Genomic DNA, 13,944 nt, shown 5'->3' with positions numbered 1-13,944 from the left:
CAAATCTGCATGGTCCTGATGGATTATGCAGACTTCGCCCCCTCCGCTACGCATCCCCTGGTTGCGATAGTACAATCGCGGAGAAATTTCCGGTTTAGGTAATGCCGAGGCATCGCAATGCGCCCCCGCCCCTAACGGGGGCAGGGCTGGCGCAAGGGGGTAATCAGACATTCTGAAATGTTATTTTTGACAGAACAACGAAGAACAGATCGCTTTCCCGGAAACCCGCCTATCGTTTCCGCAGTATCCGGACAAGCGGGGACAACCGATCAAAGAATCCTGCAAGAAACGGTGCAAATTCCTTCTGCCAGCAGTCTGGCCCTTCAAGAACAGTCCACCCGTTTTCAAGCGACTGGCGGACATGCTTCCCGTGGCTTGCATTCAGGAGGACCTCCCGGGACGAGAGCAGGCTTTTGGCGGTTGTAAATTCCCGCGGAACTTCCATCTCGTACCTCCCGTCGTCGATATAGGGGCCTGTTGCCCGTTCGGCAACGTGTTTTTCCCGGAACTTGTCCGCATTCACCCTGTTCCAGATCGGGGGGCCGGCATGCCGCCGTATAGCCGGGAGCTCTTTTACCAGCAGTTCGAACAGAAACATGCACTGTTCGGGCTGCATATGGTAATGCGCATGATGGACGGCAAACCCGTTGCGCTCGAGCAACTCGCGTACCGAGAGCAGGCTCCGCTTCAGCTGAGGGACGACAACCTCGGGAATGTACGGGGGCGTTGAAAAGACGATCGCGTATACAAATGTCTTCCGCTGACGGATAACGGCCGAAAGCTCCTTTTTCAGGATACATCGCTCGGGGGGATACGCAAAGAAAGCCTCGGATGGTGATTCGAGATAGCCGCGTGCAAGTTCGACAAAGCCCGCCATCTTGTCAAGGGACACTGCGGCTGCCACATTCCTCCTGGGATCAACGGGATCGATAACAACCAGCGGTTCGGGGAATTCCCTGGCAGCATGGCGTTCGATATCAATCACGGTCTGCGGGCGCCACGTTGCGGCGGCTTGTAGGAGCGGGGTAAAACCGCCGTAATGGAGGACGAGCAGTTCACAGAGATACCCGGAAAAGCCTTCGGTCATCTGGTCGGAACCGTAGATCCCCCCGGTTTTCGTGAACCGTTTCAGGAGAAGAACATCGTCAATCAGGCCGTTGATCTTATCAGTGATGTATCGGGTATGGAACGGTGTGCGGTCCACGGCGCTCTGGATTTTTGTTGCGCTGCTGACGTTGTAGCATGGGACAAGGTCGACATCGACGTCGTCGATTGTCGCGTTGATGTACGGGTGTTCGGCATATTTTTCATGGAACGTGTCCGTGCAGGCCCGTGCAACCGACCGCGCAAGCGCCAGACCCTGATCTTCGAGTTCCTCGCGGGAAAGGGTGGGATCGAAAAGCATGAAGACGTCAAGGTCGCGATCACCGTGCACCCACGTATTCCGGGCAATGGAACCCACCACCATCCCCTCCGCTTTTTTGCTCTCCGCGATGATTTTCAGCAGGCGCCGGGCGATGCTGCAGACGTGGTCGCGTTCCTCTTTCGTAGGCCGGAGGGAGGCAAGCACCACATCTTCATGACGGAGCCGTTTTACCATACAACCTCCATCAGATCCTCGTACACGGGACCCCGCGGTGTGAGGGTGCTCTTTTTGAGTTTCATGCCACTGATAACGCAATCGCCATATGTGGCCTCTTCCATGGATCGGATGACACTCATCAGCGCCGGGTCAGGTGTTTTTATCCGCGCAAGCGTGGCATGGGGGGTGAACCCGCGGGTTTCCCGCGCAAAGCCGAGCGGTTCGAGACGATCCTCGACCTTGTTAAAAAGATCCCTGCCCCTGCCATTATCGAGGATGGAACACCAGACCGTGAACGGGCGCCGGGGATTGTTCACCGTAACGGTGCCGACGACAACCGGAAAAGGCTGGAAGGAGACAGCCCTGAGCGCACTTTCCAGACGAGGGATATCCTTCTCAGCCACCTCTCCAAGGAACTTCAGGGTGATATGAATCAGTGAGGGATTCACAAACGTCAGGCGCGCCGGACAGGTGCGAAGGATATCCTGCGCTCCCTTCAGCCGGTCCCGGATCTCATGCGGGAGTTCGAGTGCAATAAACGCCCGTACCATTGTGGTACTATTATTCCATTCCCCTACTAATGGTAATCGCTTATAAGCGACGGAGGGATCACGGATGCATGAACCAAGATTTTTTTATTCACAGAGTTCCAATTGGATCACAGAGAGAGGGTGTTTTTTGTGCCGAAAGGTCCACAGCTGATTGTCTATACGCTTGAGCACTGTCCGAACTGCGAGCTCCTGAAAGGTTTTTTGAAAAAGAGCGGGCTCAAGTACAGCGAGCGCGACCTGTCCAGCGCTGAGTCCCTGACGGAATTACGGATCAACGGAGTATTTGTCAACGAAGCCCCCGTGCTCCAGAAGAAAGACGACTTTTTTACGTCTGCCGACCTCTTCCCTTCCGGGAAAATGGATGAAGGACACCTCGCAAAGCTGATATCAGGTGACTGATGGCCCGACGGGAAACCAGACAGGTAACCTTCGACGGCCTTGCCGTTCCTGCCCTCCCGTACGTCCGGACCACCGACGGCCACATTGTCGAATGGGACCGCCAGCGGATTGTTAACCAGATTGTGAAAGAAACGAAGCTTGTCGAGACTTTTTACGGGTATGACGGCGCGACCGAGGAGGTCGCGCAGGAGATCGCCCTCGATGTCGAGAACCGTATCAAGAATATGGGCCTCAAGTCACTCTCCGGACCCCTCATCCGCGAGATTGTCAATATCACACTCCTCGAGAAAGGTATGGTTCAGTACCGCAATGTCTCAACCCGTGTCGGTACACCTGTCTATGACGCGCACCTGATCGATGTGGGTAAAGGCTTCGAAGCGCATGACAATGCGAACCTGCAGGAGAATGCCGAGACCTCTCACAAGAAAAAGGCAGACAAGATCTCCAAGGAGCAGTACCTGCTCCAGCTGCCTCCCGACCTCGCGGACCACCACCTCTCCGGCGAGATGCATATCCACGACCTCGAATACTTCGGGACCCGCCCCTTCTGCCAGGACTGGGATCTCCGCTACTTCTTTTATTACGGCCTTATGCCGGACGGCAACGGCACCAAGGCATCGGTTGCCGGGCCTGCAAAGCGGGCAGAAGTGGCAATCCTTCACGCGGTCAAGGCCCTCGGCTCCGCCCAGACAAACTTTGCCGGCGGGCAGGGGTACTATAACTTCCTCACCTTCCTTGCGCCCTACATGGAAGGAATGCCCTACGAGGAGATCAAGCAGATGGTCCAGATGTTCGTGTACGAGATGACCCAGATGATGGTGGCCCGCGGCGGCCAGCTGGTCTTCTCATCCATCCAGCTCTGCCCGGGTGTTCCGACGCTCTGGCAGGACAAGCCCTGTGTCTACAAGGGCAAGATCTGGGATGGCAAATCTGCACCGAAACGGACCTATGGCGAATTCGAGCGCGAGGTCCGGTTACTCTTCAAGGCCATCATGGAAGTGATGCTGGAAGGTGACTACTGGGGAAAGCCCTTCAACTTCCCCAAACCGGAGATCTCCATCGAGCCGGATTTCATGAATGAACGCGAGGAGTTCAACCGGAATAACCCTGATCTCCCTACATACCAGGAACTCTACCTGATGACGTTCGAACTTGCATCCAAGTTCGGCACGCCGTATTACGACAACCAGCTCCCGGTGTACCGGGGGGCAGGCAAGGGGATTTCCTGTTACCAGTGCTGTGCCTACCAGTTCTCTGCCGTGGCTGACAAGGATTCCGACTTTGATAAGAAACTGTACTTCGAAGACGGCCGCCACTTCTCCATGGGGTCCTGGCAGGTCGTTTCGGTAAACTGCCCGCGGGCCGCGTACAATGCCGAGGGAGACGATGCCCGCCTTTTCGCAGAACTCAAGAAACTGATGGATGTTGCTGTCGAGATCTTCAAGATCAAGCGGCGCTGGATGGACCTGATCCGGGCCAACAGCCGGATGCCCTTTGCCATGCAGCGCCCCAAGGATCCCAATACCGGAGAACGCGGGGCACTGGCGGTCGATCTCGAAGGTCTGGTGTATACTATCGGTGTTGTCGGGGTCAACGAGATGGTCCAGCACCATACCGGCAAACAGATGCATGAATCCAAGGCCGCCTTCAAGCTCGCGGTCAGGGCCATGATCGAGATGGAACTCTACGGGAAGGAACTCTCGAAAAAGAACAACATGACCATTGCGCTTGCCCGGACTCCTGCCGAAACAACCGGCCAGCGGTTTGCCACCGCTGACCTGCTCGACCGGCGGTACCACAACTTTGCAAAGGCCGTTGTCAAGGGTGACCGGGAAGCGGGGCTTGCGCAGCTGGGCAGGAGCCGCGACCTGCCGATCTATTATACGAACGGTACCCATGTGGCGCCCGGCGCGAACGTCCCGCTCACAAAACGCATGGAAGTCGAACACGTATTCTTCCCCATTGTCGATGGCGGCAATATCTTCCATATCTGGCTTGGCGAGGCCCGTCCCGATCCCCGCGGTCTGATGGACATGGCCATGAAACTCTGCAGGAATACCCAGATCGGGTACTTCGCCTTTACCCGGGACATTACCGTATCGCTCCGGCAGTTCCACGAGCGGGGGGACGGGAAAAAAGCCATCTCCCAGTGGACACCAGCGGATTTGCCGGTCAAAGCCTGATATCCTGTGTGCCGCGGGGCTTCCTGCATCCAGGTATCCTTTTTTATGACCAGCACGTTATTTACCCACGAGCGTTAAGGTTGAAGTATGGAACCGGTTCGGATACTTCCAGTTGTCTGTGTTCTTGCACTGCTTTTTTGTGCCGGGTGTGCTGACCAGAGCAAACCAGCGCCGGCAGCCACCCCGTCACCAATAGTCCCGGTTATCACGACCACAGTACCAACAACCGTTGTCACCACCACCCCACCCCTCCCGACAACACCTGCACGCGACACGCGATATCCGGATGCTCTTCCCCTGAAAGCGGCGTTCACGTTTGGAAAGAACACTTCCTGGACAAGCGAGGCTTCGATAACGCGGATCTGGATCAAAGATACCTACCGCTGGTACAACCCGGCCGAACTGCAGTATGATACCCGGATAGCACCGGCCGGGAAAACGTTCCTCTTCGTATTCCTTGCCATGGTCAACCGGGGCAGGGAGCGGGCACCTCTCCCGCCATACGGGAATGTCTACGTTATCAGCGGCAATGACCTCATTTCGCCGTATGCCCTCCACCCGCTGCCGAAGGGCACCAAGGACAGCATCGATTCAACACCGAGGATAGCCCGTATTGCTGAGATCGAGTACTCCAGGAAGGTTTACAGCAGCGAACTTGTCGAGGACTACGGGTACTCCCATGGCCAGAAGCTTGCATATATCAACCCGGGTGAGAGCAATGCGGTTGAAGGGTATATCATCTATGAGGTTCCGGCATCCATCAGACCAGAGAACACGTTTGTCACCATCAGCCTGCCGGATCAGAGCAAGCCTGTCTGGGTACTGGGATAACACCATTCACGTTCTTTATACAGGACATCCATTGCCAATCAATGCAGTACAGGGATGAAAACCATGGGACAAAAATTCTGTACAACCTGCGGGGCAGCACTATCCGAAGATCTCAGGTTCTGCCAGAACTGCGGTGCACCGATTCTTCAGCCGGCATCGCCTTCGAATACAACTGCCACGGCTCTGCCGGAGAACCCGGCCGCCGGAGCACCACCGCTTCCCTTGCCGCCCCCGGCTGGAAAAAAAGTGCCGGTAACGATCCTTGCAGCAGGGATCATTCTCCTCATAATCGCGGCAGTTGTGTACGTTTTTGTCATTCCAAACCTTTTCGGCACCGGCGCTGTCCCGGGCATCACACCACGCCAGGTAACAACGGCAGAAACAAGGACACCCGTGATAACTGCTGCATCTGTAGCAACGCAGGCAACGACCGTACCACCGACCATGAAACCAGACCCGTTCCCGAATGCGATGAAACTGAAGGAACGGTTTGCATTCGGTACAGGCAGCGTTGCCAGCGAAGCAACGGTCTACAGATTCTGGATAAACGACACGTATGAATGGCATAACGACAAGGATAACCGTTATTACGTCGAAAAGCCCCGGACCGGGAATAAATTCCTCTTTGTCTTTGTCCAGATGCAGAACAAGGGCGATTACCGGGTCTGGTTCCCTGACTCGGGAAAGATCTCCGTATATTACAACGGCGCAACGTACACCGAGGATACGAGCCATTATAAGCCGGATAAGGGTGCGGATGAGGAGGCAACCCCCATCGAGGTCAAAGAGGTGATGTATTATCACAAGCTCAATGGCGACGAGTACGTGGAGGATTTCGGGTTCTCGCATGGCACGGAACTTGCCTACCTCTACCCGGGGACCAGTAATGCTGTCGACGGTTATATCGTGTACCAGGTCCCGCAGTCGCTTGTTCCGGAAGAGACCTATGTGCTCATACCCTTCAATGCGCAGGACAGCGGAATCTGGAAGCTGGCCTGATCAAATCCAATTTTCTTACCAGTTCTGAAAAAATGAATTATTCCGGATTTCCCGAGGGGGTATACTGAACCGGATTTTTCACCTTTTTTAACGTGATATCCATGATACCGCGGTGAATACGATAATGGCTGTGGATGCGGTCGACCATGCTGTCCAGCATCACGGTTACCGACCGGTCATCGACGAATATTCTGACATGATCGGTCCCGATATCGGCATACGGGGCATTCCTGAAGTCTGCCGGCAGGGTCGCGGTGATGAAGATCTGGTCGTCGGACTCCATCACCTCGTACGGGATCTCGTCATCGTCGTCCGGCGCATTGAAATGGAATACCTGCGGGTCTTCCGATGAAGGTTGCCGGGTGATGATGGTATACCCGATGATCCGGGCATGCTGGCTCTCCGGCATGCTCTTTACAATGTCTTCCACAATCTTTGCAAGGTTGCTGAATACATCGTCGTAAGGGCCATTCGGATTATTCTGCATGAACACCTCGGAGTGTATAGGAATCCTGCACCCTCTTCACAAGCCCGCGACGTTCGAACTGGGCGAGTATCCGCCTGAGATCCCCTCCGGGAATTCCCGTTGCCTGTTCCAGTTCCGGAACCGTCAGGGAGTCATGGGAGAGTGCAATTATCACAGTTATCTCTCGCTCGCTTCTGAATAAATCTTTATGGTTGCGGGCAATATCGTTGATTTTTATTTCAATGTCGTGATTGATCTGTTCAAGGTTTTCCAGGATCTGGTCGTGGGCACGTATCATGCGCCCGAGCATGCCGACAGACTTCCTCAGCTGTTCGTTTTCCTCGTCATCCTCCGATGGCATCGTACTGACAATACGTGCTTCCTTGAGACTGACATTGATAAGGATGTCGTTTGCCAGGTAATAGTACTTCCTCCGCCGCTCATCGATCTGGCTTGCGAGGATAGCTTCCCGTTCCATCATCTGAAGATGATCGATGACCGCCTTGGGGGAAATGGTCAGGGTGTCGGATATTTCGGTGACAAAACAGGGCTTCTGCCTCAGCAGTTCAATGATCCGCCTGCGGTTCCGGTTCCCGAGGATATCGAGCAGGCGGGCAACCTCAGCAGCGTCGTGCATCCTTACATGATGTTAGTGTTATCTCTATTTAGGTTTTGTTTTCAAGGATTCCCGCCATTTCATCCGCACAAAGGCAGGCCTGAGTACATGGATTGTATTCCAGCGATCATCACCCGGCCTCCTCTCGCACCGGCAACACTGTCGTCAGCCAGACAGCCTCCACTTCTACTCGCGTCGTGACAAGGGAACAGTTTTTTTTAAATTCCCTCTCACCCCCATTCCGATAGATCTGACTGCGGGATCAAGTGCATTGTTGCGGAAGGCGGATTCATCGCTTCCCGAACCTGCAAAGATCTGCCTGAGAGGATCGTAACCGGGTATCGCATTCACGATTCTCGGGAGTACAATGATATTTTACCGGCCTGGAACGGCAGGATTATTTCCTGACTTGTATTCCTGTGCCGGGATCCGGACATCCATGCTGATCCGGGTTGATTCAGAGATCAGGCTGTCGTTTGACCGGACCAGTCCGATATTGGCGGCCGGGTGTTTGGGATTGACCAATTCGGGCACATACCCGGGGAACCGGGGATTTTCCCCTGCCAGTATACCGGCAGTGGAAACACAGCGTACAATTCCGGCATCTGCAGCAAGGATCGGCATGAAGAATTTCAAATGATCTCTTCTCGAGGAATCATTCACCGGGCTGAACAGCCTCCCGCCATACTGCTGATGGTCATCGAATTGGATATTAATGGACATATTATCCTGCGGGATGGATGAAAACTCAGAAAATATTCCGGGAACGGTAAGCATACCTGAAGGTTGGATCCGTGAACAGGTGAGTTCAAAGGGAGATCCCGTAGGTCCGGTCATTGTCCGAAATCTGTCACGCCCATTTATCATGGAAGCCGCCTTACCAGTATAGGTGACTTTTTTGGAAAGGCAACTCGTTCAGTCCAGCAACCTCCGTTCGGTCAGTTACGATGCGGCAAAGAAAAACCTGGAAATAGAATTCCGTTCCGGTATCATTCACCAGTACCAGAATGTCCCCTCCCGGATCCATACCGGTCTGATGACTGCATCGTCTGCGGGTATCTACTATGCTGATAACATCAAAAACCGGTTCCGCACGGTCAGTATCGGAAGGCAGTTGACACGATAAAAAAATACCGGTTTCTTTTTGCCGGCAGCCGTTTTGTTGTTACGGTTTCAGGTGCGAGACAAGGCGCCTGTTCACTTCGTCCCAGTTCACGATGGTCCAGAACGATTCGATGAACTTTGCACGATCGTTTTTATAATCGAGATAATACGCGTGTTCCCATACATCAAGGGCCATGAGGATACGGTATCCCGGAATCACATTGACGTTATGCTTTTCGATCTGCATGATGAGGAGACGGTTTGTCTTCATGCAGTACGTCAGTACAGCCCACCCGGATCCTTCAGTACTCAGCGCAGCCTGGGTGAACTCTTTTTTAAACCGGGCAGACGATCCGAATTCTGCATTGATTGCCTTCAGAAGCGCACCCTGCGGTTCTCCCCCGCCCCCGTTTCCTGCCGGGGCAAGGTTCTCCCAGAAGAGGGCGTGGAGACGGTAGCCCCCGACATGGAAGGATAACTCCTTCAGCGTCGCCTTCATGTCGAGGTCCGTGTTCTCCCTGCGTGCCTTTGCCAGTTTCTCGAGGATTGCATTCGCCCCGGTAACGTAAGCCTGGTGGTGTTTTGTGTAGTGTAGCGTCAGCTGCTGTTCGGAAATCGCCGGCGCAAGCGCACTGAGATCATAGGGTAGTTTTTCAAGCACGTACAGTTTGGTTTCAGCCATGGTTCTGACAACTCCGTGATCGGATAATCCGTATGGGGATGTCCTTCTATTTGTTCTATTGTATACAGGCACCGGAAAAAGGTACGGGCTAATTCCGGGGGGACCTGAACCGGTCAGCCGGAACCTCGATCTCGAACCGCACACCGCCGCCAAAGATACCATTCTCCCGGATGGTGATCCGGGTAAACCCGAGGATCTCCCTGACCAGGTACAAACCGTGCCAGGAACCGCCTTCATACCCGGTTGAAAAAACCTTCTCCTTTTCCGGTGCCGGGATACCGTACCCGTCGTCCTCGTATACAATGAAGAGGGTGCAGTCTTCCTTCCGGAGCGAGAGGCTGATGGAGGATACCTTTTTCCCTCCATTCCTGAGGGAGTTCTCAAGGAGCGTGAAAAAGACCCTCGGCAGGAGAGGATCTGAAAAGATCTCCAGGTCCCCCACCTCCGCCCGGATGACAAGGTTGTTGTCGGGAAGGAGCCTGACCGCATCGTTGAACGCCTGCCTGACCAGCTGCCATTTGGGGGAGACTAGCCCCAGTTCCTGGAGGGCACGCATGTACGCGATCTGGTTGCGTATGGATTCGATTGAGTCGATGGTCTTGTTAAAGAAGTTCTGCATATCATCGTGCGTGTTCTTGAGCTGCGCCCGTTCAAGGTGGCTCATGATAACGGCCAGGTTCTCGAGGATATCCTGCCGGGTGATGCTGAAGAGGAGGTCCATCTTGAGATTGATATTCTCGTGGCTGACATCCTTGGAGATCCCGAGGATGTACAGCGGTATACCGCCCGAGTCAAAGATCGGGACGATGATCATGTGGATGATGCGGTCCCCCAGGTACTTGTTCGAGATGATCTTGTTTTTTATCTCGCTCCGGTTCAGGAAGATCTGCCGGTCCTCCTTCTCGATTGTGGCAATAAGGTCCTCAGGGAAAAGTTCCCGGTCGGTCTTGCCGAGCACATCTTTTGCGGGCAGGCGGTAAAGTTCGGCACAGGCATTATTCCAGAACACATACCTGCCATCCATGGCGGTCTTGATGAAGATCCCGACCGGCAGTTGCGTTATCATCTCTTTCTGGAAGATCGCGTCGTCCTTCATCTTGCGCGACGCGGAATTCAGGGAATCCACCATCGTGTTGATACTCGTACCAAGTACGGCAAAATCGCTGTTGTCCATGGGCCTGATATGGTGATCCAGGTTCCCGTGTGCGATACTGTCTGCGTCAGATACGATCTCCTGGATCGGCCGGGTTACCCACCGGGAGATGAACAGTGCCAGCATACACCCGAGGAGGATGGCAAAAACCGCAACGATGATGTGGAACAGCACAAGACGGGCAAGTGCCTGGTCAATCATCCTCGTACTGTACGTGATCTCCACGATCCGGCTGGTATCGGATCCGTAGTGCTGGTTGTATAAATCGACAAAGAGATACCGGGTGATCCGAGCGTTCTCCGGGTCGGGTACCTCGATGCTCGAACGTGACCGGATCGCTTCTCTGACGTAGGTCAGTGCGGGCTCCCGGGGAACCGTATTGTCATCGGTCTTCCGTCCCACCGCATTGAACACACGGAAATTTTCAATATACGGGTTGACCGCGGTTATCTGGGCAATGGTGCTCTGTTCGTCAGCATCCGGTGTTATCATGATGAGGTTCTTTCCCTGCAACCCGAGCTCGAGAATATACCGGTGGTCAGGGGTGGGCATGTACGCGTATTTCCGGTATTTGCCGGCACTCCCGATCTCACGCACGATCCGATCGGGAAAGAATCCCTCCTGGCCCCGTATCCGGGTCAGGTACTGGTAAAAGGACGGTATGGTTTTGAAATCCATACCCAGTTCGGGTGCATACGTGGTTTTGATAATAACACCGGCATCATCAATGACATAAATATCGTAATCCGGCCCGAGCTTGTCGCGGATCGCGGTCAGGTTCATGAGGTCCGGGTCATGTCCGGCCCGTTCATATTCCTGCACGAGGGACCTCAGACCGTTCTCCATTTTGTCATTCAGAATATTGTCAAAAAGGGTGGATGTCGCGTCCTTATAGAAGAGCGCCCCGCGTATATTCTGTTCGGTCTGTACCTGCAGGAGACGGGATTCACGCTCGAAATTATCCTTGGTGTACAGGTAGTCATTGACTGTCAGGAACCCGACGATACACAGGATCAGGATGATCATCGAGCAGAGCAGGTAAAACGAGAATGAGCGTTTGGTTGTCCTGTTCCTGATATCTGGATCCATCGATTGTCCCCCGGAATACTGGTGGCAGGCAGAATTGCGGTTCCATTCCCTGACATACCGGCAGGTTCAGACCGCTCCGGCCTGGGCGAGTAACTGGAATATCTTATCGTAATTTTCGTTCTTTTCGGTCCGCTCACGATGGGCTGCCCAGACGAGGCTGGACTCTCCGGAAGGCTTGTATGCCGTGAACTTCTTTGCATTCACGTCGGCCCCCCTGTGGATGAGAAGCGCCACCGTCTCGACCTGCCCGCTCCAGACCGCAGCCATGAGGGGAGTCTCGCCATCGATAAGCTTGACATCGATCTCGGCACCCTGTGACAGCAGGAATTCCACGATATCGTTATGACCATTGATCGATGCCGCATACAGAGCAGTGATTCCCCGCGGGGATTTTACATGGATGTTGGCGCCGTTGCCGACAAGGTTCTTGACAACGTTGAGGTTCCCTGCCCGGGCTGCATGGGTCAGGACAGAGATCCCGCGCTTGTCCTTCGCACGGATATCCGCTCCATTATTGATCAGGTAATTAACGCACAATTCTTTCTGGGGCTCGAAATGAGGCCGGATCTGGGCAAGCATCTGGGGGGTCATGAAGTCCGACAACGTGACCGTGTGGCTGACAAGCCGCATATGGATCAGGCTGTCGATCAGTTCGTCGATGGTTGCCATCACCGCGTACATCAGAGCGGTCTTCCCTTCCGTATCCTGCAGGTCAACAGCCGTCTTTTTTGCGAGCAGGGACTTGATGATCGGGTAATTTGCCATGCTTGCCGCTGCCATCAGGGGGGTTGTGCCGAAAATATTCGACTCGTTGGGATCAGCCCCACAGTCGAGGAGCAGGTTCACGATATGGACCGGGTTGAAATCGGGATGGTAGCGGGCGTACTTGAATACGATCTCGATCAGGTTGTGGAAGAACGGGTGGTCCATGTTTTCGAAGAACACCGATGAGTTCGTGGATGCGAGAATCAGCGGGGTCCAGCCTTCCTGGGTATGGGAGGAGATCGTGGCATGATGCCCGCAAAGCAGACGGACCAGCTCGAAATTATTCTGCAGGCATGCAAACATGAGCGGGGAGTACCCGTTGACCGTGGCAAGGTTGACATCAGCTCCGGCATCGAGAAGAAAGCGGATGATACGCGAGTCATCGCAGAACATGGCCTTGATCAGGGGGGTCTCACCGTGCTGTCCCCTGTAGTTGATGTCAGCACCCCGGGAGACATGCATGCGGACGGATTCAAGATTGTTGTGTTCTATCGCCTCCATCAGCTGCATATCTTCCGAACGATAGAGCATCTGGTCAAAACTCATGAGATCTCCGGGTCTGTAATTCTGATATTATGCCTATTATTAAAAAAGGGATCTCTTTTGCCGGAAAAAAGGTGCCGGGAAAGGAGATGCCGGCCGGAAAGACTGCACAGGAGCGGGGGCACGGGCTGTCCCGTCATTACTCCAGTGCAGAGGAGAGGGCTGCTCTCACTTTCTCGTCCTGTTCGGTTTCAAGTGCCTCCTGAAGGGCAGCTTTCACTTTCTTTCCCCCGAGGGCACCGAGGGTATGAGCTGCCATGGTCCGCACATAGGTATTCTCATCTTTCAGGAGGATGATCAGGGGTTCGACCGCGTCCGAGTCCCCGATCTGGTGGAGTCCTTTTGCTGCCATGTACCGGACATGGTCACGGCTGTCCTTGAGACCGGCAATGAGCGGCCTGACAGCTTTCTCGTCAGCGATCCTTCCCAGTGCCTCGGCTGCACGATACCGGGTTTCCCACTTCGGCTCCTTCATGGCCTCCGCAAGAGGTTCGATTGCAGCCTTGCCGATATTGGAGAGGGCAAGCGTTGCCTGTTCGCGGACGGACTTGTCGAAATCCGCAAGAGATTCGATGAGGGGCTGGATGGCCCGGGGATTCTTTGCCTTTCCAAGGAGGTATGCTGCATACTGCCGGACCTCCGGGTCCATGTGTTCATGGAGCGTCCTGACCAGTTCGGAAAGCCCCTGCTTCTCCAGTTCGTCCGCATTTTCAGGTCTTTTCGGGACATTGTTGTCAGCCATATATTCTCACTGAATTATCACCTGTTTCCGTATTTAAGAGCGATCACCTGCCTGGAAACAGGCGGGAAAAAACCTGAACCACGATTCGTGGAACCGGGAAAATAAGAATCGGGTAACCGGGGGCGGCAGGAGGAAGGTCTGCCGCCATGATATATGAAGACAGGTATCTACCGCAATGCTGCGTTGATGCGGATACAATGTGTTGCCGGACAATCCTTATCTGCCATGCCCTCGCTCAC

14 protein-coding genes are annotated in these 13,944 nt (G+C 54.3%); 5 read left to right on the top strand and 9 right to left on the bottom strand.

Going from position 1 to position 13,944, the window contains the following annotated elements; all coding sequences use genetic code 11:
• Positions 1-229: 229 nt before the first annotated feature.
• Together cca and thpR are read right to left on the bottom strand one after the other, a co-directional pair.
• Entirely contained in the window at positions 230-1,600 is a 1,371-nt protein-coding gene (cca, locus tag A4E33_RS10735) for a CCA tRNA nucleotidyltransferase (protein ID WP_292348023.1), read from the bottom strand.
• Positions 1,594-2,133, bottom strand: a complete 540-nt coding sequence (thpR, locus tag A4E33_RS10730) for an RNA 2',3'-cyclic phosphodiesterase (protein WP_292348021.1) — start codon at positions 2,131-2,133, stop codon at positions 1,594-1,596. The genes cca and thpR overlap by 7 nt, the downstream gene beginning before the upstream one ends.
• A gap of 129 nt (positions 2,134-2,262) precedes the next feature.
• On the opposite strand from thpR, the gene A4E33_RS10725 reads away from it, so the two are divergent.
• The 4 genes from A4E33_RS10725 (at position 2,263) to A4E33_RS10710 (ending at position 6,545) form a co-directional block, all read left to right on the top strand.
• Positions 2,263-2,532 carry a glutaredoxin domain-containing protein gene (locus A4E33_RS10725; RefSeq protein ID WP_292348019.1) on the top strand — a complete coding sequence of 90 codons (270 nt, stop codon included), beginning with the start codon at positions 2,263-2,265 and terminating at the stop codon, positions 2,530-2,532.
• On the top strand, positions 2,532-4,715 hold the full coding sequence (gene nrdD / locus A4E33_RS10720) for an anaerobic ribonucleoside-triphosphate reductase (RefSeq protein ID WP_292348017.1): 2,184 nt from the start codon (positions 2,532-2,534) through the stop codon (positions 4,713-4,715). The genes A4E33_RS10725 and nrdD overlap by 1 nt, the downstream gene beginning before the upstream one ends.
• A gap of 87 nt (positions 4,716-4,802) precedes the next feature.
• Positions 4,803-5,546 carry a hypothetical protein gene (locus A4E33_RS10715; RefSeq protein ID WP_292348015.1) on the top strand — a complete coding sequence of 248 codons (744 nt, stop codon included), beginning with the start codon at positions 4,803-4,805 and terminating at the stop codon, positions 5,544-5,546.
• A gap of 63 nt (positions 5,547-5,609) precedes the next feature.
• A complete protein-coding gene (locus A4E33_RS10710; RefSeq protein WP_292348013.1) occupies positions 5,610-6,545 on the top strand; it encodes a zinc-ribbon domain-containing protein in 936 nt (311 codons plus the stop codon).
• Between the two features lie 37 nt (positions 6,546-6,582).
• On the opposite strand, the gene A4E33_RS10705 is transcribed toward A4E33_RS10710, so the two are convergent.
• The 3 genes from A4E33_RS10705 to A4E33_RS10695 all read right to left on the bottom strand — a co-directional run bounded on the left by A4E33_RS10705 (position 6,583) and on the right by A4E33_RS10695 (position 8,350).
• On the bottom strand, positions 6,583-7,032 hold the full coding sequence (locus tag A4E33_RS10705; protein WP_292348012.1) for a hypothetical protein: 450 nt from the start codon (positions 7,030-7,032) through the stop codon (positions 6,583-6,585).
• Complete coding sequence (locus tag A4E33_RS10700; RefSeq protein WP_292348010.1) at positions 7,022-7,648, bottom strand: ArsR family transcriptional regulator; 627 nt, start codon at positions 7,646-7,648, stop codon at positions 7,022-7,024. The genes A4E33_RS10705 and A4E33_RS10700 overlap by 11 nt, the downstream gene beginning before the upstream one ends.
• 354 nt (positions 7,649-8,002) lie before the next feature.
• Positions 8,003-8,350 carry a hypothetical protein gene (locus A4E33_RS10695; RefSeq protein ID WP_292348009.1) on the bottom strand — a complete coding sequence of 116 codons (348 nt, stop codon included), beginning with the start codon at positions 8,348-8,350 and terminating at the stop codon, positions 8,003-8,005.
• 166 nt (positions 8,351-8,516) lie between these two features.
• On the opposite strand from A4E33_RS10695, the gene A4E33_RS10690 reads away from it, so the two are divergent.
• Positions 8,517-8,753, top strand: a complete 237-nt coding sequence (locus A4E33_RS10690; protein ID WP_292348007.1) for a KTSC domain-containing protein — start codon at positions 8,517-8,519, stop codon at positions 8,751-8,753.
• 39 nt (positions 8,754-8,792) lie between these two features.
• Here the strand turns inward: A4E33_RS10690 and A4E33_RS10685 are convergent, their stop codons facing one another.
• The 4 genes from A4E33_RS10685 to A4E33_RS10670 all read right to left on the bottom strand — a co-directional run bounded on the left by A4E33_RS10685 (position 8,793) and on the right by A4E33_RS10670 (position 13,705).
• On the bottom strand, positions 8,793-9,413 hold the full coding sequence (locus A4E33_RS10685; protein ID WP_292348005.1) for a superoxide dismutase: 621 nt from the start codon (positions 9,411-9,413) through the stop codon (positions 8,793-8,795).
• Between the two features lie 88 nt (positions 9,414-9,501).
• Positions 9,502-11,655 carry a PAS domain-containing protein gene (locus tag A4E33_RS10680; protein ID WP_292348003.1) on the bottom strand — a complete coding sequence of 718 codons (2,154 nt, stop codon included), beginning with the start codon at positions 11,653-11,655 and terminating at the stop codon, positions 9,502-9,504.
• 66 nt (positions 11,656-11,721) lie between these two features.
• Entirely contained in the window at positions 11,722-12,966 is a 1,245-nt protein-coding gene (locus A4E33_RS10675; protein ID WP_292348001.1) for an ankyrin repeat domain-containing protein, read from the bottom strand.
• 136 nt (positions 12,967-13,102) lie between these two features.
• On the bottom strand, positions 13,103-13,705 hold the full coding sequence (locus A4E33_RS10670; RefSeq protein WP_292347999.1) for a HEAT repeat domain-containing protein: 603 nt from the start codon (positions 13,703-13,705) through the stop codon (positions 13,103-13,105).
• Between the last annotated feature and the right edge of the window lie 239 nt (positions 13,706-13,944).

Origin of the sequence: Methanoregula sp. PtaB.Bin085, assembly GCF_002067035.1 — an archaeon.
GTDB lineage: Archaea > Halobacteriota > Methanomicrobia > Methanomicrobiales > Methanospirillaceae > Methanoregula.
The sequence above is the reverse complement of the archived record's forward strand: the minus strand, read 5'-3'. Positions and strand labels throughout refer to the sequence as shown.